We start from the raw sequence: 20,303 nt of genomic DNA, 5'->3' as shown, positions 1-20,303 counted from the left end.
CCGGACCGTCCCCTCATCCCGGTGGCAGACGGGCCGTGAGAGTTCGGCCACAGCGTGTTTTGATGGTCGTATGGCATTGCGGCCGGTAGAGGTCGGCGCACAGAGCGGTAAGCACATCGTGCCGCTACTGCGGTGGATGTATGCCGTCCTCGTGGCCGCGTTGATCGCCGCCCTGGTGCTTCTGCCGAACCACGTCGGCGCCGCCTGGGCCGTCTTCGGCACTGCCGCCTTCGCGGCCATGGTCGTCGGCGCCCTGATCCATCCGTCGAGCTTCCGGATCCCGCTGTGGCTGGGTGCGGGCGCCGGGGCGTCCATGCTCGCGGCCCAGCTGTGCGTGACCGCCGGCGTGAGACCCGGGCCACCCGACGGCATCACGCTGATCGACCTGTTCGCGCCGCTCGCCGCCATCTGCGCCTGCGGGTACCTGTTCGTGACGATCTCACGCCGGGTGCGGGGCTGGGACGCGGGCTTCCTGTTCGACGTGTGCATCATCGTGGGCGGCGCGACCGCGACGATCTGGCTCTATCTGATCGCGCCCTACCTTTCGCAAGGGCCGATGCCCTTGCTCGCGCGGCTGGCGCCAGGGATCTATCCGACGGTGTGCGCGGTGCTGCTGACGCTCGCGGCGATGCTGGTCAAGGGCGTGGGGCGGCGGCGCCGCGGCGTCGTGCTCACCGTGACCGGAGTCGCCGGGCTCGTCTACTCGAACCTGTTCATGGTGGTCACCCGGCTCAACGACCTCGAGGCCGCCGGCTTCTGGCGCCACGCCGCGCTGGCCGGGGCGGGCTGGATGCTGTTCCAGGCCTGCTGGGCGGTGGCGCCGCTGCACGTGCCCGGCCCGCGCTGCCCGAGCGCCGTCGGCCGCTGGCCGCGCCGGCCGATGAGCCTGCGGCGGCTGCTCGCCCTGCTCGTCGTGGTGCTGGCCAACCCGATCGTGCTGAACATCCAGATCAGCGGCGGCCGGGTGGCCCCGCTCGGCCACTTCCCGGTGGTCGGCGGACTGATCTTCATCGCGGTCATCGCGCGGCTGAGCTTCGTCGGCGCCGAGTACATGGCCTCGGTGCGGCGGCTGAACACGCTGATCGAGGCGCACCGGCAGCTGTCCGGCGCGCAGTCGGCCACCGAGCTGGCCCAGGTGACCGCCGAGGTCGCCGGCCGGCTGCTCGACGGGAAGGGCGAGGCGAGCGTCGCGCTGGTGACCGGCGGCCGGCTCACCTCGGCCACCTGGCAGGAGCCGTCCGCGCTGACCCGGTTCGATCCCGGCCGGTGGCGCTCCATGATCTCCGAGTGGAGACCGCTCGCCGGCGCCGACGAGCAGGCCGAGGGCCGCCCCGACCGGTCCGAGGACCGGTGCGCGGAGCGGCCCGGAGACCGGCAGCGCTTCCTGGTGTCGCAGGACGTGCCCTTCCGCGAGGGGGTCGGCTCGGCGACCGCGCTGGCCTGCCCGATCGACACGGCGCGCTCGCGCGACCGGGGCCGCCCGCTCGGGATGATCGTCGTCGCCGGCGCCGTCGGACGGGTGACCGGCGCCGCCGACCCGCTCGTCCTGCTCGCCGCGCAGGCGGGGGAGAACCTCGAGCGCATCGGCGTCACCATGCGGATGGCCCGCAGCCACCTGCGCGCGATGACCGCCAGCATCTCCGACGCCATCCTGGTCGTGGACGAGGACGGCCTGGTGCGCTACTCCAACATCGCGGCCGAGGCGATGTTCGGCGGCAAGGCGCGCCGGGGGATGAGGCTGTCCGATCTCGTCGGCCTCGACTACGCCCAGGCCGTCGCCGCGAGCACGCACGACGCGAACCTGCAGTGGGCGCTGCCCGGCCGCGACCAGATCGTCGACGTCGCCGTGGACGACCGGCGCGGCGACCCGACCGTGGAAGGCCTGGTGCTGACGCTGCGCGACGTGACCAAGCTCCACTCGCTGGAGAAGGAGCTGCGCCGGCGCGCCACCCACGACCAGGAGACCGGGCTGGAGAACCGGCTCGCCTTCACCTCCCGGCTGGCCCAGCTCCGGGGCGGGGAGGGGATCGCGCACGCCGTGCTCGCCGTGGCGATCGACGACCTGCCCGAGATCGCCGAGGAGTCGGGCCCGTCCACCGCGCACCGGGTCGTGGACGAGTTCGCCCGCCGGCTCGTCGGCGTGTTCGGGCTGGAGCGGCCCGAGGTGGCCCGCATCGACGCGACCACGCTCGCGCTGCTGATCTCCGGCACGCCCAACCTGCCTCCGGCCGAGGCGCTGCTGGCCCGGGTGCGCACCGCCGGCGCCCGCCCGGTCGCCATCGCCGACCGCGCGATCACCATCTCGGTCAGCGCGGGCCTCGCCGACTGCCCGCACGACCGCCCGAGCGAGGAGGCGCTGGAGGACGCGTTGCTCGCGATGAACACCGCCCGGCGCAACAGCCCGCGCGGCACGGCCGTGTTCTCGCTGGACCTGCGCGAGTCCAGCCGCGAGCAGGCCGAGCTGCGCGCCGGACTGAACGAGGCGCTGCTCGAGGGCGCGTTCTTCCTCCAGTACCAGCCCGTGGTCGACTTCTCGACCCGGGCGCCGCTGGGCGCCGAGGCGCTGATCCGCTGGCAGAAGCCGGACGGGAGCCGGGTGCGGCCGGACCTGTTCATCCCGTTCGCCGAGCAGACCGGCCAGATCGTCCCGATCGGCGGCTGGGTGCTGCACCGCGCCGTGCAGGACTACCGGCACTGGCCGCAGATCACCCGGGCCGCGGGCGATCCCCGGCAGCTGCGCGTGAACGTGAACGTCTCCCCGGTCCAGCTGCGCGAGCCCGACTTCCTCGACCAGGTGCGCGCCCTGCTCGGCGAGACCGGCCTGCCGCCCTCCTCGCTCGTGCTCGAAGTCACCGAATCAGGGATCGTCGAACAGGTGGAGACTCTGGTGCAGGCCCGCGAGCTCGGCATCGGGGTGGCGATGGACGACTTCGGCACGGGATATTCGTCCCTGAGCTCACTGCGCCGGCTGCCGATCTCGACCGTGAAGATCGACAAGGCCTTCGTCGACGGCATCGCCACAGACTCGGTGCAGTTCGCCCTGGTCGAGGGGATCGTCAGGCTCGCCGGCGAGCTCGGCCTGACGACCGTCGCGGAGGGCGTGGAGACCGAGGAGCAGCACGAGCGCCTGCGGGCCGCGGGCTGCCAGTGCGGACAGGGCTACCTGTACTCGCGTCCGCTCGGCGCCGCGGAGTTCGAATCCTGGCTGTTGGAGAGCGGGTAAGAGCCGGAAGAACCTGGTCGTCTTCGCCCACGGCCACGTGCGATCGTGGTCGACGTGAGTGCGTGCATCTTCTGCGAGATAGTCGCCGGCCGGCAGCGCTGCCATCGCGTCCTCGAAGGCGAGCACACGCTGGCATTCCTGGACATCAGACCCGCTAGACCAGGGCACACCCTTGTCGTTCCGCGCGTGCACGCGGGAGACCTCTGGGAGATTTCCGAAGCGAGCAGGTAGGCGGCCAAGCCGAGGGCGGAGCGCAGCTGGCCGTGGCGGACGTAGGCCGGCTCGACGGCCGGGTCGAGCAGCCAGGGGCGGCGGCGCAGGTAGGTGTACATGAGCAGCCAGCTGGCGCACATCGCGGCGGCGATCAGGGCGTAGGTCAGGACCGCGGTCTGGGAGTCGGCGCCTTCGACGTCCTCCTGCAGCGCGTCGGACAGGACACCGGTGGGGAAGGCCAGGGCGGCCGTCGTGCACAGGAGCAGCAGGTTCGCGGCTTGCAGCCCGCGGTCCACCTTCCGGATCCTGGCAAAGGCCTGATGGTGGTTGAGCCAGATGACGGCCAGGTAGCCGAACGACGCGAGGTAGCCGAGGTACGCGGGCCACTGTGCGAGCAGGGCGTGGCCGAGGCCGCCCGGGCCGTGGGCCGGGTCGTGGATCTCCAGGACCAGGATGGTGACGGCGATGGCGAACACGCCGTCGCTGAACGCCTCCAGCCGGGCCGAGTCCGAGCGGCTGAAGCGCGCGGCGGCGCGTGCGGCGGCGTCGGACGGGTCCGGCGGGTGGCGCGAGGGCTCGGGCATGGGCTGGTTTTCAGGGCGTCGGGAGGGTGTGCGGTCTGCGTGTGGCGTGCTTTGCCGATCATCACCCGACTCGGCCGTCCGGGGCTCGTTCGGCTGCTGCCGAAGTGATGCCGTGTCACCCGTTCGGTCCTACGCGGACGCCGCGTCCGGGCGGCCGGGGCACACGGCCCCGACCGCCCGGACGCCGCTGGTGCGGGTCAGCCGCACAGGTGCCGTTCGAAGAACCGGACCGCGCCCGCCGCCTCGAAGCGCGGCATGTCCATGTGCTTGCCCGCGTTCACGTGCAACGACTTCTCCGTCGAGGCGAAGGCGTCGAACAGGGCGAGGCCGCCTTCGCGCGGGATGTGCTCGTCGTCCCACTGCAAAGCGAACTCGATCGGGACGGTGATCCGCCGCGCCGCGTCGAGCAGCGTCGAGGGCCAGAACAGGCCGAAGACCGCGGCCCGGATCAGCGGCTCCTCGGCGACGAGCGGCACGCCGACCGCGGTGCCGAGGGTGATGCCCCAGAAGCCGACCGGCGCGTCGCCGATCTCGGGCCGGGCGAGCAGGCCGGCGAGCAGCGCGCGCCACTCGGGCACGGTGCGGCGGGCGAGATCGGCGTTGTAGGGCTCGACGATCGGGCCGATCGGCTCGCCCGCCCGCCGCGCCGCGTGCAGCGCGGCGACCACCTTTTCGTCCTCCGGCCCGCGCGGACGCGGGCCGTGGCCGTCGACGTCGAGCGCGACGGCCCGGAAGCCGGCGTCGGTCAGCAGCCGGGCGCGGCCGGTCATCGAGGGGTGGTGGCGGAACCGGCCGCCGCCGTGGCCGAGCGCGACGAGCGGTGTGCCGGGCTCGGCGTGCTCGGGTTCCCAGAGGGCGGCGGTCACGTCGCCGAGCACGAATTCGCTCGTGGTGACGCCGTCGGAGGCGGAGTGCGAGACCAGGCGCAGGTCAGCCGGGTTCAGGTCGTTCATGGGAGTACCTCTCACAAGGAAGGGCGGTGCTCCCGGCGGCTTCTCAGGCCGCACACCCCGTGACGGAACCGGGGAGCACCCACGATGGAGCGACGAAGTTGCTCACGGGGTCTCACCTCCCTGGTTCGGGTCACGGTCTCGGGTCATCGTACAGGGCGGGCGCGGTGCCGAAGTACGGCAGGTGTCGCGACCGATCGCCCGCCGGCTAGGCGACGTCGAACTCGTTGCCCTCGGGGTCGGCCATGGCCACGCCGTAGTGATCGAGGCCGGGCTCCGAAGGGCTGCCGAGCAAGGTCGCGCCGAGCTCCACCAGCCGCTGGGCCTCGGCGTCGACCCGAGCCTTGCGGGTCTCGATCGGGACCGAGCGGCCGCCGCCGACCTTGATGTCGAGGTGCAGCCGGTTCTTGATCGTCTTGGTCTCGGGTACGCGCTGGAACCAGATCCGCGGGCCCTCGCCGCGCGCATCCACGATGCTGTCCTCGCCGATACCGAGGTCTTCCTCGTCCACTCCGAGGTCGCGGTAGTAGGCGTCCCAGCTTTCGAAGCCGTCCGGGGCGGGCTCGAACGCGTAATGCAGCGCTTCGGCCCAGAAACGGGCGAGCCGGTCCGGGTCGCAACAGTCGATCACCAGCTGGAAGCGGACCACGTGCCGCGCCTTCCTCGAGACGGCCGCCGCGGAAGCGGCGGAAGGGCGCCATTATCGCGAAACCGGGCCGTCCGCGGCGTCCCCGCCGCCCGGGACCGTTCAGACCGGCGGATGCCCTGGAAAACGGGGCGAAACGTACTATTCGCGCAGTTCGGCGATCAGGCCGCGGGTGCGGGTGCCGTCGGCCGCCTCCCAGACGCCGGTGACCTGGCCGGCCGCGCCCGAGCGAAGCGCCGGCGCGTCGGTCGGCAGGGGGCGCAGAACCCGGTGCAGGCGCAGCGTCGCGCCGGACTCGGCCGTCAGCTCGGTCCCGTCCTGGTCGTCGATGGCGGCGGCGCCGGTGAAGTCGAAGTCCGTCTCGGTGCCTTCGACGTAGGCGGATGTCACGTCCTGGTCGAGCGCGTGGCTGACGCTCTGGGACTGGGCCACGACCTGGCCCTCGATCAGCGCCAGCAGTTGCGCGACCACCACCGGGTCGTGCGCGCCGTCGTAGATCCAGCGCGTCCCCAGCACTCCGTGCTCCATCGTGCCGACCAGCGCGTGCTCGGCGCCCTCGAGCGGGGCGCCTCGGTAGGAGAGCGGCACCAGGTAGCTCGCGGCCGAGGCGGTCGCACGGTCGGTGACCACGATGAACTCGATCCCGACCTCGCCCTCGGGATCGTCCAGCCGGAAACCGCCGGCCTTGACCAGTTCCGGCTGGTCCGCGCCGCCGAGGTACCACGCCCGGGTCGGCAGCCAGGGGGTGAGCAGTTCGGTTTTGGTCGGCTTGATGGTGGTGTTGTGGATGACGGCCATGATTCACATCCTGTCAGAGGTGAGTTCCACCCCGGCCAGCAGCCACAGCAGTGCGAGCGTGACCAGGCCGCTGCCGGCGAGCGCGATCAGGCAGCCCGCGTACAGCGCGTAGTGCGAGATCTCGTAACCGGGGGAGTAGTGGACACGGTGGTAGTAGGTCAGGGCGCCGCAGAGCACGGCGCCGCACACGGTGACGGCCGTGCCGGCGGCGATCGGGCCGTGGGTGAGCACGCTGCGGGCCGCCCGGCTGGCGAGGGTCCGCGGCGCCCTCGGCCGGACGTGCCGGAACGCGGCCAGGCCGAGCACGGCCAGGCTCGCGTAGCACAGCACGATCAGGTCGGCGCCGAGGGTGTCGCTCGGGCGGTGCCAGCGCGCGATGATGGTCAGCGCACCGATCTCCGTCGCCGCCGCGGCCGCGCACAGGGCTATCAGGCCGCGCAACCGGAACGGCGCGACCAGGATCAGCGCGAACATCACCGCCATCGCGATCGTGGTGTGCCCGCTCGGGAAGCTGTTGCCCGCGACGTACCCGTTCGGGTCCAGGTCCGGCCGCACCACGGTGCGCTTGAGGAACTCGGTCGTGCCGACGCTGGCCCCGATCACCGCCACTCCGGCGATCGCGGGCGCGATCTGCCGCCGCAGCAGGCCGATCAGCAGGACGACGGCCACGGCCGCGACCGAGGTCCAGGTCCCGATCAGGTTGAGCGCGCGGGTCGCCTGGGCCGGTCGCTGCATGGCGGTGTGTCCGGCGCCGCGCCAGACCGCGTCCTCGAAACGCTGTCCCGTCCCGGTGCGCACCGCGATGAAGTAGACGGCCGCAACGAGCAGGACGCTCGCGGCCGCGATGGCCAGGGACTTGCGCGTGGTGCTGGTCAATGTGTGTCCTGGATCTGTGGAGAAACGCGAGGCTACACATTCAAGGACGTCGGGACGGCGCGAGGTGTTGCGTCGGGCGCCGGGTCGGAGCCGGGGTGACCGTGCCGAGCCGGCCGGAACCGAGCCTGACCAGCGCCGGGAAGTACGCGCAGATCGAGCGTGAGCGTCGCTTCCTGCTGGCCGTCGCACCCGACGAGGGCATCACCCGGCAGCGGCGGATCACCGACCGCTACCTCCTCGGCACGCGGCTGCGCCTGCGCCCCGTCTGTGACCTGGAAACCGCCTGTGACCTGGAATCCGGCGTGTGCGAGCTGAAGTTCACCCAGAAGGTGCTGGCCGGAGAGCCCGGCCATGTGCAGGGGTTGATCACCAACACCTACCTGTCCGAAGCCGAGTACGACCTGCTCGCCACGCTCCCGGCCGCGATGCTCGCCAAGACCCGCCTGAGCATCCCGCGCCTGGGCGTCGACGTCTTCGATCCTCCCGGAGCGACCTGACCTTCTGGCTGGCGGAGTACGGCATCGCGTAGCGGTCGGAATGGCGGATAGGCCGGTGCGTGAGCAACCGGCCTATCCGCCGCTGTCTTCGCCGACGCCTCTACTCGCCTTGCGGCTTCAGAGCTCCGCGCCACCGCACGTTCGGGAGCAGGGCGGCGAGGTCGACCCGGCCGGTGTACTGGGCGACGATCGGGAACAGCGACTCGATCAGGGTGTTGGACAGCAGGTGCGGCTTGAGGCCCAGGTCGGGCAGGCCGGAGTGGACCACGTTGTAGTAGTGCTCCTCCTGCTCCACCCGCGGGTTCTCCAGGTGCTCGACCTCGACGTCGCCGGGGTAGACCTCGGCCACCGTCTTGGCCATCTCCTCGATCCGGAACGACTCGGTCATCTGGTTGAAGACCCGGAACTCGCCCACCGCGGCCGGGTTCTCGCAGGCCAGCCGGATGCACTCGACCGTGTCGCGGATCTCGATCATGCCGCGGGTCTGGCTGCCGTCGCCGTACACGGTCAGCGGCCGGCCGAGCACGGCCTGGATCACGAAGCGGTTGAGCACCGTGCCGAACACCGCGTCGTAGTCGAATCGCGTGGCCAGCCGGGCGTCCTGGGCGGTCTGGTCGGTGGACTGGCCGTAGACGATGCCCTGGTTCAGGTCGGTGGCGCGCAGACCCCAGACGCGGCAGGCGAACTCGATGTTGTTGCTGTCGTGCACCTTGGACAGGTGGTAGAACGAGCCCGGCTTCTTCGGGTAGAGCATCCGGTCGGTCCGGCCGTTGTGCGTGATCTCCAGCCAGCCCTCCTCGATGTCGATGTTGGGCGTGCCGTACTCGCCCATCGTGCCGAGCTTCACCAGGTGGATGTCCGGGTCGACCTCGGCGATCGCGTACAGCAGGTTCAGCGTGCCGACCACGTTGTTGGTCTGCGTGTACACCGCGTGCGCCTGGTCGATCATCGAGTACGGCGCGGCGCGCTGCTCGGCGAAGTGCACGATCGCGTCGGGGCGGAAGTCGCGCACCGCGCCGGTGGTGAACGCCGCGTCGGTCAGGTCGCCGACGTAGGATTCGAGGTTGAGCCCGGAGATCTCGCGCCAGGCGCTGATCCGGTCCTCGAAGGACTCGATCGGCACCAGGCTCTCCACGCCGAGCTCCCGGTCGTAGCCGCGGCGGGCGAGGTTGTCCAGGACGCCGATCTCGTGCCCGGCCGCGGACAAGTGCAGCGCCGTCGGCCAGCCGAGGTAACCGTCGGCGCCAAGAACCAGGATCCGCATGTAAACCACCTTTTCGGCATCGCGAACCGCCGGTCGGATCCGGTCGGATGACGGCGGCGGAGGGAAGTCAAGCCGAGCTTGCTGATCCGGTCCTGGCCGGTGTCTCGAAGATTCCTGCAGATCAAGGACGTGGCCGAGGTGGAGCGGGCGGGATTTTCAGGATGCCTGCAGCGGCTTGGTGGACAACTTTCAGGATCGGCGGCCAGGATGTCTTGCCATGGACACCACCCGGGAGCCGCTCGCCCACCTGCTGGTCGTCGACGACGAGCCGAACATCCGCGAACTGCTCTCCGCCAGCCTCAGATTCTCCGGCTTCGCCGTGAGCGCGGCCGCGGACGGGCGCGAGTCGCTCGCCGCCGCGGCCGCGCACCAGCCGGATCTGGTGATCCTGGACGTGATGCTGCCGGATCTCGACGGCTTCGAGGTCGCGGCCCGGCTGCGGGCCTCGCACCACGTGCCGGTGCTCTTCCTGACCGCGCGCGACGCGGTCGGCGACAAGGTCACCGGGCTCGCGCTGGGCGACGACTACGTGACCAAGCCCTTCAGCCTGGAGGAGGTCGTCGCCCGGATCCGCAACCTGCTGCGCCGCTCGCAGGGGCAGGCAGCGCCCGGCCGCTACACCGTCGCCGACCTCGAACTCGTCGAGGAGGCGCACGAGGTGCGCCGCGGCGGGCGCTGGATCGAGCTGTCCCCGACCGAGTTCAAACTGCTCAACTACCTGATGGCCAACGCCGGCCGGGTGCAGTCGAAGGCGCAGATCCTCGACCACGTGTGGAACTACGACTTCGCCGGGCAGCAGGGCATCGTCGAGTCCTACATCTCGTTCCTGCGCCAGAAGATCGAGGGCGACGGGCCGCGGCTGCTGCACACCGTCCGCGGCGTCGGCTACGTGGTGCGGGAGCCGAGGGCGGGCGAGTGAACATCCGGGCACCGGCCTCCCGGGTGCCGCTGTGGGCCCGGCTGGTGCTCGGCACGCTCAGCCTGGCCGCGATCGGATTGAGCGTCACCGGCCTCGTCGGGGTGCAGCTGTTCCGCGACTACCTGCTGGAGCAGAGCGGACACCAGCTGATGACCGAGGCGCACTCGATCTCCAGCGCGCATTGGAACAAACCCACCTATCAGTCCTTGAACTGTGGCAATGTGCCCAACGACAACGCCGTCGAGCTGATCAGCGAGGTACACGGCACCACGCTGCTCTCCTCCTGCGACGCCACAGTGCGCCAGACCACCGCCGCGTCGGCCGAGCCGACCGCCGCGATGCTGGCCGCCGCGGCGGCCGACGGCCAGCCGATGACGCTGACCAGCCAGGTCGGCGCGGGCAAGGTCACCTGGCAGATAGCGGTCGTCCGGGAGCGCTACCGCGACGTCTCCGCGGTGCCCGAGTACACCCCTCAGCCCGCCGACACCGACGCGGTCCACCACGTGGTGACGCCGACGCCCGACGGCGAGGCTGTGGGCGGCTACGTGCTGGTGGCCACGCCGCTGGACGAGATCGACGCGGCGGTGGGCCACCTGGTGGACCTCGATCTCGGCGTGGACGCCGCGGTCGCCCTCGCGCTGCTCGTGCTGGGCTACCTGCTGGTGTACCGCACGCTCCAGCCGTTGCGCCGGATCGAGTCGGCCGCGGTCGCGATCTCGGCCGGGGACCTGGCCCGCCGGGTCCCGCACGGCCACCCGAAGACCGAGATCGGCCGGCTCTCCGCCTCGCTCAACGGCATGCTCGGCCGGATCGAGTCCGCGTTCGGCGCGCAGGCGCGCTCCGAGGCCGAGGCGCAGCGTTCGGAGGCGCGGATGCGCCAGTTCATCGCCGACGCCGGCCACGAGCTGCGCACCCCGCTCGCGTCGATCCGCGGCATCACCGAGCTCTACCGCCAGGGCGCGGTCGAGGCCGGGCAGGTGCCGGACATGCTGGGCCGGGTCGAGAACGAGGCGACCCGGATGGGGCTGCTGGTGGAGGATCTGCTGCTGCTGGCCCGGCTCGACCAGCAGCGTCCGCTGGCCCGCGACCGGGTGCACCTGGTCGCGCTGGCCGCCGACTCGATCATCGCCGCGCGGGCCCGGGCGAGCGACCGCAGCATCGAGCTGGAACTCGGGCCGGAACGCGCGTACCGCGAGCGGGACGAGGGCGCGGAGTCGGCCGGTGAGCCGATCGTCATCGGCGACGAGAACCGCCTGCGCCAGGCCCTGGACAACCTGCTCACCAACGCGGTCTGCCACACCCCCGCCGGCACTCCGATCACGATGCGGGTGCGCCCGGCCGACGAGAGCGGCCACTGCGTGCTCGAGGTGGCCGACGCCGGCCCCGGCCTGAGCGCCGAGGACGCCGCCCGCGTCTTCGAACGCTTCTACCGCTCGGACCGCTCCCGTGCCCGCACCAGCGCCTACCAGGGCAGCGGCCTCGGCCTCGCCATCGTCGCCGCGATCGCGCACGCCCACGGCGGCACCGCTTCGGTGCGCAGCGAGGCCGGTCACGGAGCGTGCTTCACGCTGCGGCTGCCGGCCGCGGCCGCGGCCGAACCCCCGCGATCTTGACGGAGCTTTCAGCCGGATCCACTAGCCTTTGAGGCGATCAGTGGGAAGAAGGAGAGTGGCCGTGACCGAGATCGTCGCACCGTTTGCGCAGCGTTATGGGAGGTTGCTGCGCTACGCCGCCGGTTCCGTCGTCGCGACCGTCTGCAGTGAGGTGGCGCTCATCGCCGCCTACGGGCTTTTCGACGCCGACGCCCAGGCCGCGACCGTGGTCGGCTGGGTCGCCGGCGCGATTCCGAACTACGTGCTCAACCAGCGCTGGGCCTGGCGGGACCGTGGCAAGAGCGACAAGCCGCTGACCGAGGCCGCCTGGTACTGGGGGGTGACCGCCGTGACCGCGACGCTCGCGATCCTGGCCACCTCGGGCGTCGACTCCGTCGTGAGCGGCCACATCACCGGCCGCGGCGACCGCGCCGTGCTGCTCGGCGGCGTGTACCTCGCGGTGTACGGCGTGGTCTTCGTGGTGAAGTACATCATCTTCGACCGCTGGGTGTTCGGACGGACGCCCGAGGAAGCCTGACGCGCTCGCGGCCCTGACCCGCGGTGGAACACGGGGTCAGGGCCGCTTGAAGCGCGTTCGGCTTGCTTGCCTTCTTGCTAGATCCGCACTTCGGAACGCCCGCGGCCGAGGACGCGGCGGCGGGTGCGGCCCCACACCCACTCGCGCAACCAGGTGCCCAGGACGACCCGGGCGTAGCGGGTGCCGAAGACGAGGTTGTTGCCCTTCTTCGTGGAGCCGTGGCTGCGCAGGCGCATCGACATCGGCACGTCCGCGACCCGGTATCCCTTGGCCAGGGCGCCGATCAGGAACTCCGAGGTCTGATACTGCGACTGGGTCAGCCGCACGTTCACCGGCACCTGCGCCCGCATGGCCCGCCAGCCGGAGGAGGTGTCGGTGACCTTCGTGCCGGTCAGCTTCGTGACGCAGAAGCCGAAGAACCGCACGCCGGCGTGCCGGACCAGGTCCCGGTTCTCCCGGCCGCCGAGCACCCGGGAGCCGATCACCAGGTCCGCCGAGTCCTCGAGCAGGGGGGCGAGCAGCCGCGGCAGCTCCCCGGCGTCGTACTGGCCGTCGCCGTCGCTGGTCACGATGTAGCGGGCGCCGGCGGCGTGCGCCAGGTGGTAGCCGACGCGCAGCGCCGCGCCCTGGCCCCGGTTCACCGGCAGCACGCAGGTGGGGGCGCCGTGCTCGATGGAGATCCGGGCGGTGTCGTCGGTCGCGCCGTCCACCACGATCAACGGCTTGACGGCCATGCCGAGGCACTCGTCCGGCAGGTCGTCGATCACCGAACCGATCGCGTCCGCCTCGTTGTAGGCGGCGATCAGCACCACGATCGGGGCGAGCGCGAAGTCGGCGCCGTAGCGCTCGCGGAAGTCCGCGACGGCCGCCTCGTCCGAGGGCTCGGGGTAGGCGCGCATAGGCGGCCACATCCGGCCGAAACCGAGCAGCGCGGCGATGCCGTACGCGCCGCCGATAGGCAGGGTGACGAGCGCGGGCAGCTGGTAGCGCCAGGAGAACTCGAACACGTCCGCCGCGAGCAGCAGTACCACACCGGTGCTGGTCCACAGCGCGCACTTGGCCCGCAGCCCGCTGCGTCGCGCGCTGCGGGTCAGCCCGAGCGCGCCGCCGAGTCCGGCGAGCAGGAAGATGGCGTACAGCACGTTGGGCGTATAGCCGCCGCCGAGCTGGTAGTCACGCAGCAGTTGGGCGACGCCGGTATTGACCGCCGGGGCGCTCTGGCCGAACTTCGCCATCTCGGGTGCCGCCTGCAGCGGCGGGAACTCGGGGTAGGCGGTCTGGAACTGCCAGCGGGCCACGGCCGTGCCGCCGCTGACCTCCCCGTGCGGGGAGATGAACAGCTCGAGGAAGTCGTGGCCGACCGCCTCCGCGAACCGGAGTGGCTGATGCTCGATCACATAGCGCGAGAACTGGGCAGCGTTCTCCGGCGCGTGCTGGCCCGTAGCGGCCGCGACCGTGAAGTACGGCGACGTGTGCGAGCTCGAGTAGAAGTCCGGACCGAGCCGCTGCCGGTCGCTGACCGTCCCGGACGGGCACAGCGGCTTGAGATCGGCCGGCAACGACGCGCAGTCGGCGATCGTCGAGGTGCGCCCGTAGAGCATGACGCTGTTGCTCGCGCGGATGATCGCCGGCCCGGAGTAGGTGGCGGCGTAGATGGAGTAGGAGACCAGCGGCACGGCGCCCGCGACGACGAACGCGGCCGTCACCTTGAGCCGGCGCCGCCAGCTCGGTCCCGTCCCCAGCAGGACGAACAGCAGCGCCGGCACCAGCGCGGCCTCGCCGACGGCGCGCACCGCGACGGCCGCGCCGAGGATCAGCCCCGCCCCCGCGGCGAGCCACGGCCCGGGCCGGTGCCGCCAGGTCAGCAGCGTCAGCGCGGCCGTGATCATGACCAGGAACAGGCAGTCGGTCAGCAGGTTCTGCTCGATCTCCCACTCGTACGCGTCGAGCAGCACCGGCATGCTCGCCAGCGCGGCGACGGTCTTCGGCATGCGGTGCCGCACCATCAGCACGTAGACGCAGACTCCGATCGCGAGCCCCAGCAGGTGCTGGACCGCCGCGACGAAGGTGAAGTCGCCCACGTCGAGCAGCAGCTTGAGCATCAGCGGATACCCGACCGGCTCGGCGCCGGTCGGCCGGAGCGGCCCGGAGTTGGCGAGGTAGCCGAAGGAGTCGATGTAGAGCAGGGCGGGCCGGTATGCGACCATCGTCAGGACGCGACCGGTCAGGCCCACGGCGAACACGAGGGTGAAGAACCAGTGCGTGCGCAGGGCCGCGCCGATCGTCCGGAGCCGCGCGGCGCGCTCGGGAGACGTCGGGGCCGCGGCGGCCGGCGCGGAGGGCGCGGCGGGGGCCGCCAGGGAAGTCGTGAGCGGATCGGGCACGAGCGAGCCTCTCGAAAGCGGATTTCGAGGCCAGTCGACACCGCCGGGCTGAACCCTCCTTGAGTCCCGTCTGCAACGCCCCTGAACGCGCCAGCGCCGCGACGTGCCCGGCAGCGCGCCCGGCGCAGCGCCGAGCGCGGGCTTACAGCGAACGTTCGGGAAACCCACAGCGCGGCTTCAGGGCGGCGAGACGCGGAACCAAAATACTGACGCCGTCGACGAACGATAGCGTATGGTCGGGCCGTGAAGACGACGGAAGCGCAGCTCGCGGAGCTCGACGCCGCCTGGGAACGGAGCCGCGGCGGTCAGACGCCGCTGGGGTCGGAGTTGGGCCGGAACCGGCACGAGAACTGGGTGCGCTTCCACTCCCTGCCCGAGTCGAAGCGGTACGCGGAATCTGAGGAGGAGCACGCCGAGATCCTCAACCGGCACTACACGGTGCTGCGTGAACTCGCGTCCCAGAACGAGTTCTGGGTGATCTCCGCGCGCTGGACGGACGGGCCGGACCTGGGCCCTGACAATCCATTGCGGCACCGGCTGCATCCGTCGGGCCGTCACTGGCGCACCGTGCGCTGCGAGTCTGACGAGGAAGCCACCTTCTGGCAACTCCACGCTTCCCTCGAGCCCGCCGAACCCCAGCGGTTCGAAGGCCTTCTCCGAGCAGTGGCGGACTACGAGCTGGTCGAGGTGATCCTCGCCGATCGCGAACTCGGCTGGCTCTACCACCCGTACGACGGCGGCGCCGACGTCTACGCACGCGACGTCGCGCAACGCGATCGGCTGCGCGACGAGCACGCCGCTTGGCTCTCGAAGCATCCGCTCGGGTTCTGATGCCGCGGTCCCGGAACCACGCGTATCAGTGCCGGAATGGCTCCAGTATCGCGCGGACCTGTTCGGCGGCGCCCCAGTCGTAGTCGAACTGGGCGATGACGGCGAGGTGCTGGCGCAGCTGGATCAGCGGCATGCGGGTGCGCCAGTCGGGGTCCAGGCCGGTCAGTTCGGCGTAGGCGTCGAAGAAGCGCTTCGTTTCGGGCGGGTGCGGGGAGCACCAGAGGTGGGCCAGGTCGACCTCGGCCCACATGAAGGAGACCGCGGGGTCGATCACGGCGGGGCGGCCGTCCTCGGTGGCGAGGACGTTGTGCGCCCACAGGTCGCCGTGGGTCAGGCAGGCGGGGCGGGGCGGCAGCAGGTCGGGCAGGCGCTCGCACAGGCGTTCCAGGGCTCTGCGATACCCGGCGTCGAGCGCGGCTTGGACGCGGCGCTCGGGCAGCCAGCGCAGCAGACGGTGGCGGGCGAAGAACTCGAAGCCGTCTGTGGTCCAGGCGTTCTGCTGGCGGTAGCGGCCGAGCCAGTTGTCGCGCTCCCAGCCGAACCCGTCATGCACGGTGGAGGTGTGCAGCCGGGCGAGTTCGCGGGCGAACCGCTCCCAGAAGGCTTCGTCGGCCGGACGCGGCCGCAGCAGGGAGAGCACGAGGACTTCCCTCGTCGCGAGCACGACTTCGGGCGTGCTGAGCGCGCCGCGTTCCCGCAGGGCTTCGAGGCCCTCGGCTTCGGTCGCGAACACGTCGTCGGCCGGCACCTCGGTGAACGACTTGACGAACACGGGGGCCTTGCCGGGCCGGTGGGCGATGCCGGCGGTCGCCGCCTGACCGCCTTCGACCAGCTCGACCTTCGCGACGTCGTCGAAGCCCGCGGCGCGCAGGCGATCCTGGAGGAAGGAGGGTGTGGACACGGGGATCAAGGCTATCCCCGCCGCCGTCCGGGTGCTGCCGGAAATTTTCACGACCCGGGATCGCGCCTGACCTGCGCAGCGGACTGTGCGCGCTCACAACGCCTGGCGGCACGATATTGACGGCCTGTCAGTTCCGAGCAATGCTGTGCTTCGCAAATACCCACACATCCCCAAGCGGTTCCCGTAGACGAGGGTGACTTCCCGTCGCGTTTGTTAGCGTTAACATTGGTTGAACCAATTGTTTGCAGTGATCCGGGCCTGCGGGGGCCGGGGATTCGACCCGAACAATGGAGTTCAGATGAGCGATCGGCGATCGGTCAGGGCGCGTGCGGTGCGAAGGCGGTTGTGGGCGGCGGGAGGCGCGGTCGCCCTCGCCGCGGGGCTGGCGGTGGCGGCTGCTGCGCCGTCCCAGGCGGCGTCGCAGGGTCCGTGCGACATCTACGCGTCCGGTGGCACGCCTTGCGTGGCGGCACATTCGACGACGCGCGCGCTGTACGCGGCGTACAACGGCAACCTCTACCAGGTGCGGCGCTCCTCGGACAACTCGACGCTGAACATCGGCGTGACCTCGGCCGGCGGGTACGCGAACGCGGCGGCGCAGGACTCGTTCTGCTCCGGCACCTCGTGCGTGATCACAGAGATCTACGACCAGTCCGGCCACGGCAACAACTTGACCGACGCCCCGGCCGGCGGCGAAGCGGGTGGCCCGGACGGCCTGGCGAACGCGACGGCCGCGCCGACGACCCTGAACGGCCACAAGGCCTACGGGGTCTACATCGCCGCCGGTGACGGCTACCGTGACGACTCCACCAGCGGGATCGCGACCGGCGACAACGCGGAGTCCGAGTACGCGGTGCTCGACGGCACGCACTACAACGGCGGCTGCTGCTTCGACTACGGCAACGCCGAGAAGAACAACGACGACGACGGCAACGGCACCATGGAAGCGATCTACTTCGGCAATATCAAGGTGTGGGGTTACGGCACCGGGAACGGCCCGTGGATCATGGCCGACATGGAGAACGGCCTGTACTCCGGCGTGAACGCGGGCTACAACGCGAACGACCCGACGACCAGCTACCGCTACACCACCGCGATGATCGAGGGCGGCGCCAACAAGTGGGCCATCCTCGGCGGCAACGCCCAGTCCGGGGGCCTGGCCACCGACTACAGCGGCGCCCGGCCGAACGTCTCGGGCTACAACCCGATGAAGAAGCAGGGTGCGATCATCCTCGGCATCGGCGGCGACAACTCGAAGGGATCGGCCGGCACCTTCTATGAAGGCGTCATGACCACCGGCTACGCCTCGTCGTCCACGGAATCCGCCGTGCAGGCCAACATCGTTGCGGCCGGGTACGGCGCCGGCGGCAGCACCAGCTCTTCGCCGTTCACGCCCGGCGCCCGGGTGTCGATCCAGGCGACGACCCCCTGCTGCACCGGTGACTACATCCAGCACGACTCCGCCGACACGAAGGTGGTCATCGCCGCCGTCACCTCGAGCAGCTCCTCGACCGCGAAGGCGGACTCCACCTGGATCGTCGAACCCGGACTTTCCAACAGTTCCTGTATCTCGTTCCAGTCCGCCAACGAGTCAGGACAGTACCTACGCCATTACAACTTCGAGCTCTACCTCGAACCCAGCGACGGCACCTCGCAATTCGCGCAAGACGCGACATTCTGTGTCCAGCCGGGCAACAGTGGCACCGGGTACTCGTTCCAGTCGGTGAACTATCCGACCAAGTACATCCGGCACTACAACTACACCGCCTATGTGGCCGGTGACGGCGGATCCAACGCCTGGGACAGCACGTCGTCGTGGACGCAGGACACCTCGTTCCTCGCCGCAAGCCCGTGGAGCTGACAAAGGGCTGATGGCGAAGTGATCACGGCGGTCCGGTCGACGCTCGTGGAGGCGGCACGCGCCGGAGACGAAGCAGCGCTGACGCGGCTGCTCGGCGAGTACCTGCCCCTGGTGTACAACGTCGTCGGGCGGGCCCTGCAGGGGCACGCGGACGTCGACGACGTGGTGCAGGAGACGATGCTGCGCGTCGTGCTGCGCCTGCCGGAACTGCGGGACCCGGATCGCTTCCGCTCCTGGGTGATGGCGATCGCCAACCGCCAGATCCAGGACCGGGGCCGGGCGGTCGGCACCGCCTGGCCCCGGTTCCTGCCGCTCGAGGCGGCCGAGGAGGCCGCGCCCCCGGTCGGCGACTTCGCCGACGAGGCCGCCGACCGGCTCAGCCGGTTCGCCCAGCGGGAGGACCTGCTCGCCGCCGCGCGCTGGCTCAGCGCCGACGAACGGCAGGTGCTCTCGCTGTGGTGGCAGGAGCTCTACGGCCGGTTGACCCGGGCGCAGACCGCCGCGGCGCTGTCGGTCACACCGCAGCACGCGGCGGTGCGGGTCGCACGGGTCAAGGCGAAGCTGATGCTCGCCCTCACCGTGGTGCGCGCGTGGCGGGCCACCCCGCGTTGCCCGCGCCTCGCCTCGGCCGCTCCGGACTGGAACGGCCGAGGCGATGCGCGGGCCTTCCGACGGCTGTCAGAGCACGTACGCACCTGCCCGACGTGCAGCGCGGCGGGGAAGTCGGCCTACAGTGCCGGGTAAGCCGGGAACGAGCAGCTCGGCACGCTGCCGCTGCCGGAGACCGAGCTCGTGGTCACGCCGGTGCCGCTCGGGGTGAGGTTGGAGTTGTACAGGCCGACGCTGGCGTAGGCGGCGGTCGTGGTGGTCTTGTCCAGCGACACGTTCTCCAGCGTCAGGCCGATCAGGTGCGACGAGTCGTACCCGTTGATGACGTTGCCGCTGCCGGACATCGAAGAGGTCGACTTCAGGCCGTTGACGAGGATGTTCGTGTACACCGGGATCAGCGAGCCGGTGGAGCTGTTGTAGCGGGTGTCGAACACGAGCGGCTGCTTGACCTGGGTGACGCAGTTGTTCAGGTAGCTGACGGTGGAGACCGCGCCGCCGGCCGCGGAGTCGCTCTTGATCCGCAGGCCGATCGGGCTGCCGCCGACCGCGCCGTTGGCGTCCACGCCGGTGATGGTGTTGTTCTCCACCAGCATGTTGGTCAGCCCGCCGTTGGTCTCGCTGCCGATGGAGATGCCGTGGGTGCCGTAAAAGTGGTCGTTCTCGATGGTGATGTTCTTCGAGGCGGAGCCGGCCTTCACCGCCACGCCGTCGTCGCCGTCCATGATGTAGCTGTTCGCGATCGTGACATTGGTGGCGCCGGCCGGGTCGATCCCGTCGGTGTTGCCCGCGGTGGCCGGGGTCTTGATCCGCACGCCCCACGCGGTGAATCCGGTGCCGTTCTCGTAGACCACGTGGAAGTTGGCCGCGTTGAGCAGGTCGATGTCGAAGAGGGTGAAGTTGTTGGCCTTCTCCGCCTGGATCAGCCGCGGGTTGTTCTGGGTCAGGCTCTCCGACTTGGCCGTGGCGGCGAGGCCGAACCAGCTCGTGCTGGAGTTGTAGAGGTCGAGGTCGCCGCGGCCGTCGATCCGGCCCTGGGTCCCGCTGGACGCGCGGACCGCCTCGATCCCGGCGTTCGCGCCGCTGACCGTGATGAACGGGTGGCAGCCGCCGGAGTTGGCCGAGACCGTGCCGCAGGTGGCCGAGGACCCGCTGACCTGGTAGTTGGCCGGGTTCAGCGAGGCGTAGAGGGTGACGTTGCTGTCGAGCAGCAGGACCACGCCGGCCGGGATGGTGAGCGGGCCGCTGAGGAAGGCGGCGTGGGTGGAGTCGCTCGCGACGAGCTTGACCGCGACCGGCGTGGAACCGCTCTGGGAGCAGGAGTTGAGCGCCGACTGGATGCGCGAGGTGTCCGGCGGCGTGGCCTCCTGGGTGGTGCCGGACTTGCGGCTGGCCATCTGCAGGCCGGAGGAGATGGTCGCGCAGATGGTGCTCGGCACCGTGGGCTGGCTGACCGAGCGGCTGTCGCCGGTCGCGGTGGTGACGGCGGCGGGCGTGGCGGCCGCGGCATGCTGGGCCGCGCCGAGGATCAGGCCGGCCGGGAGCGCGAGCAGCGCCGTCGCGCCGGCGACCGCGCGGCGGGCGCCGCCGCCGACCCCGCCTGTCGTGGATCGAAGCATC

General features: G+C 70.9%; 17 protein-coding genes. 8 read left to right on the top strand and 9 right to left on the bottom strand.

All coding sequences use genetic code 11. From position 1 onward, the window contains the following. Positions 1 to 136 precede the first annotated feature (136 nt). Complete coding sequence (locus tag ACTRO_RS43225) at positions 137 to 3,223, top strand: putative bifunctional diguanylate cyclase/phosphodiesterase (RefSeq protein WP_157436096.1); 3,087 nt, start codon at positions 137 to 139, stop codon at positions 3,221 to 3,223. Here the strand turns inward: ACTRO_RS43225 and ACTRO_RS51410 are convergent. The 5 genes from ACTRO_RS51410 to ACTRO_RS12395 form a co-directional block, all read right to left on the bottom strand. Next, positions 3,160 to 4,020: a TMEM175 family protein gene (locus ACTRO_RS51410; protein WP_051450729.1), complete on the bottom strand. Its 861-nt coding sequence runs from the start codon at positions 4,018 to 4,020 to the stop codon at positions 3,160 to 3,162. The genes ACTRO_RS43225 and ACTRO_RS51410 overlap by 64 nt on opposite strands. Before the next feature lie 197 nt (positions 4,021 to 4,217). Then, positions 4,218 to 4,973, bottom strand: a complete 756-nt coding sequence (locus tag ACTRO_RS12410; RefSeq protein WP_051450728.1) for a dienelactone hydrolase family protein — start codon at positions 4,971 to 4,973, stop codon at positions 4,218 to 4,220. A 205-nt stretch (positions 4,974 to 5,178) separates the two neighbouring features. After that, positions 5,179 to 5,619, bottom strand: coding sequence for a VOC family protein (locus ACTRO_RS12405; RefSeq protein ID WP_034263290.1), 441 nt, complete (start codon positions 5,617 to 5,619; stop codon positions 5,179 to 5,181). 138 nt (positions 5,620 to 5,757) lie between these two features. Next, positions 5,758 to 6,414: a maltokinase N-terminal cap-like domain-containing protein gene (locus ACTRO_RS12400; protein ID WP_034263289.1), complete on the bottom strand. Its 657-nt coding sequence runs from the start codon at positions 6,412 to 6,414 to the stop codon at positions 5,758 to 5,760. A 3-nt stretch (positions 6,415 to 6,417) separates the two neighbouring features. Beyond that, entirely contained in the window at positions 6,418 to 7,290 is an 873-nt protein-coding gene (locus tag ACTRO_RS12395; RefSeq protein ID WP_051450727.1) for a phosphatase PAP2 family protein, read from the bottom strand. A gap of 95 nt (positions 7,291 to 7,385) precedes the next feature. Between ACTRO_RS12395 and ACTRO_RS12390 the strand changes: the two genes are divergently transcribed. Then, complete coding sequence (locus ACTRO_RS12390) at positions 7,386 to 7,787, top strand: hypothetical protein (RefSeq protein ID WP_051450726.1); 402 nt, start codon at positions 7,386 to 7,388, stop codon at positions 7,785 to 7,787. A gap of 100 nt (positions 7,788 to 7,887) precedes the next feature. Here the strand turns inward: ACTRO_RS12390 and ACTRO_RS12385 are convergent, their stop codons facing one another. After that, positions 7,888 to 9,051, bottom strand: a complete 1,164-nt coding sequence (locus ACTRO_RS12385) for an NAD-dependent epimerase/dehydratase family protein (protein WP_034263288.1) — start codon at positions 9,049 to 9,051, stop codon at positions 7,888 to 7,890. A 217-nt stretch (positions 9,052 to 9,268) separates the two neighbouring features. On the opposite strand from ACTRO_RS12385, the gene ACTRO_RS12380 reads away from it, so the two are divergent. The 3 genes from ACTRO_RS12380 to ACTRO_RS12370 all read left to right on the top strand — a co-directional run bounded on the left by ACTRO_RS12380 (position 9,269) and on the right by ACTRO_RS12370 (position 12,100). Next, entirely contained in the window at positions 9,269 to 9,970 is a 702-nt protein-coding gene (locus ACTRO_RS12380) for a response regulator transcription factor (RefSeq protein ID WP_034263287.1), read from the top strand. Then, positions 9,967 to 11,583: a sensor histidine kinase gene (locus tag ACTRO_RS12375; protein ID WP_051450725.1), complete on the top strand. Its 1,617-nt coding sequence runs from the start codon at positions 9,967 to 9,969 to the stop codon at positions 11,581 to 11,583. Before ACTRO_RS12380 ends, ACTRO_RS12375 begins: the two co-directional genes overlap by 4 nt. 61 nt (positions 11,584 to 11,644) lie before the next feature. Beyond that, the gene (locus ACTRO_RS12370; protein WP_169739882.1) at positions 11,645 to 12,100 is read left to right on the top strand and encodes a GtrA family protein; all 456 of its coding nucleotides are present in this window, start codon (positions 11,645 to 11,647) and stop codon (positions 12,098 to 12,100) included. Between the two features lie 77 nt (positions 12,101 to 12,177). Here ACTRO_RS12370 and ACTRO_RS12365 read toward each other — a convergent pair whose 3' ends face one another. Further along, positions 12,178 to 14,484, bottom strand: a complete 2,307-nt coding sequence (locus ACTRO_RS12365) for a glycosyltransferase family 2 protein (RefSeq protein ID WP_051450724.1) — start codon at positions 14,482 to 14,484, stop codon at positions 12,178 to 12,180. Between the two features lie 243 nt (positions 14,485 to 14,727). Between ACTRO_RS12365 and ACTRO_RS12360 the strand changes: the two genes are divergently transcribed. Then, on the top strand, positions 14,728 to 15,315 hold the full coding sequence (locus ACTRO_RS12360; RefSeq protein ID WP_211244210.1) for a DUF3885 domain-containing protein: 588 nt from the start codon (positions 14,728 to 14,730) through the stop codon (positions 15,313 to 15,315). 25 nt (positions 15,316 to 15,340) lie between these two features. On the opposite strand, the gene ACTRO_RS12355 is transcribed toward ACTRO_RS12360, so the two are convergent. Next, the gene (locus ACTRO_RS12355) at positions 15,341 to 16,216 is read right to left on the bottom strand and encodes a fructosamine kinase family protein (RefSeq protein ID WP_034263284.1); all 876 of its coding nucleotides are present in this window, start codon (positions 16,214 to 16,216) and stop codon (positions 15,341 to 15,343) included. A gap of 298 nt (positions 16,217 to 16,514) precedes the next feature. Here ACTRO_RS12355 and ACTRO_RS12350 point away from each other — a divergent pair, with 298 nt between their 5' ends. Both ACTRO_RS12350 and ACTRO_RS12345 read left to right on the top strand, forming a co-directional pair. Continuing rightward, positions 16,515 to 18,077, top strand: coding sequence for an alpha-L-arabinofuranosidase B (locus tag ACTRO_RS12350; protein ID WP_034263283.1), 1,563 nt, complete (start codon positions 16,515 to 16,517; stop codon positions 18,075 to 18,077). Between the two features lie 18 nt (positions 18,078 to 18,095). After that, the gene (locus ACTRO_RS12345) at positions 18,096 to 18,821 is read left to right on the top strand and encodes an RNA polymerase sigma factor (protein ID WP_051450723.1); all 726 of its coding nucleotides are present in this window, start codon (positions 18,096 to 18,098) and stop codon (positions 18,819 to 18,821) included. Here the strand turns inward: ACTRO_RS12345 and ACTRO_RS12340 are convergent. Continuing rightward, positions 18,806 to 20,302 (bottom strand): glycoside hydrolase family 28 protein, encoded by a 1,497-nt coding sequence (locus tag ACTRO_RS12340; protein ID WP_051450722.1) that lies wholly within the window; start codon positions 20,300 to 20,302, stop codon positions 18,806 to 18,808. The two genes, ACTRO_RS12345 and ACTRO_RS12340, sit on opposite strands and share 16 nt — an antisense overlap. Position 20,303 lies beyond the last annotated feature (1 nt).

Source organism: Actinospica robiniae DSM 44927 (assembly GCF_000504285.1).
In the GTDB taxonomy this organism is placed as follows: domain Bacteria; phylum Actinomycetota; class Actinomycetes; order Streptomycetales; family Catenulisporaceae; genus Actinospica; species Actinospica robiniae.
This window is presented reverse-complemented; position numbering and strand designations above follow the sequence as displayed.

Bases quoted from the DNA above. Each gene is read 5' to 3' on its own strand.
- ACTRO_RS51410 (WP_051450729.1), bottom strand. From the start codon at position 4,020: ATGCCCGAGCCCTCGCGCCACCCGCCGGACCCGTCCGACGCCGCCGCA.
- ACTRO_RS12350 (WP_034263283.1), top strand. From the start codon at position 16,515: ATGAGCGATCGGCGATCGGTCAGGGCGCGTGCGGTGCGAAGGCGGTTG.
- ACTRO_RS12400 (WP_034263289.1), bottom strand. From the start codon at position 6,414: ATGGCCGTCATCCACAACACCACCATCAAGCCGACCAAAACCGAACTG.
- ACTRO_RS12410 (WP_051450728.1), bottom strand. From the start codon at position 4,973: ATGAACGACCTGAACCCGGCTGACCTGCGCCTGGTCTCGCACTCCGCC.
- ACTRO_RS12385 (WP_034263288.1), bottom strand. From the start codon at position 9,051: ATGCGGATCCTGGTTCTTGGCGCCGACGGTTACCTCGGCTGGCCGACG.
- ACTRO_RS12340 (WP_051450722.1), bottom strand. From the start codon at position 20,302: ATGCTTCGATCCACGACAGGCGGGGTCGGCGGCGGCGCCCGCCGCGCG.
- ACTRO_RS43225 (WP_157436096.1), top strand. From the start codon at position 137: ATGTATGCCGTCCTCGTGGCCGCGTTGATCGCCGCCCTGGTGCTTCTG.
- ACTRO_RS12380 (WP_034263287.1), top strand. From the start codon at position 9,269: ATGGACACCACCCGGGAGCCGCTCGCCCACCTGCTGGTCGTCGACGAC.